Origin of the sequence: Bradyrhizobium sp. IC4060, assembly GCF_020193715.1 — a bacterium.
GTDB lineage: Bacteria > Pseudomonadota > Alphaproteobacteria > Rhizobiales > Xanthobacteraceae > Bradyrhizobium > Bradyrhizobium yuanmingense.
This window is the reverse complement of sequence record NZ_JADYVJ010000116.1, coordinates 1-402: the sequence shown is the minus strand read 5'-3', so window position 1 is coordinate 402 and position 402 is coordinate 1. Positions and strand designations below refer to the sequence as shown.

Annotated in this window: 1 protein-coding gene; it reads left to right on the top strand. The window is 59.0% G+C overall.

All coding sequences use genetic code 11. From position 1 onward, the window contains the following. Positions 1-402 (top strand): glycosyltransferase (locus I6F16_RS37755; protein ID WP_225174811.1); only part of this gene is annotated, 402 nt, incomplete at both ends.

Genomic DNA, 402 nt, shown 5'->3' with positions numbered 1-402 from the left:
TCTGGTGAAAGAGTTTGCCCTGCGCACGGCACAGCTGAAAACCATCTACAATCCCTTCGATATCACCGCCCTGCGCGCCGAGGCGGAAGCCGATAGCGAGCGCCCGGACGGTGACTACCTGATTCACGTCGGTCGCTTCCATCCGGGCAAACGCCATGACCGCCTGCTTGAAGCCTATGCGCAGAGCGGCAGCGACGCACCGCTGGTGCTGCTAGGCCAGCGAAAACCGGAGCAAGAGCAGCGCCTGCGCCAGCTGGCAAAAACGCTGCACATTGACGATCGGGTGTGGTTCAAAGGCTTTCACAAAAACCCCTTACCGTGGATAAAAGGCGCATGGATGCTGGTTTTGAGCTCCGATAGCGAAGGATTCGGCAATGTGGTGGTGGAGGCGCTGCTGTTACA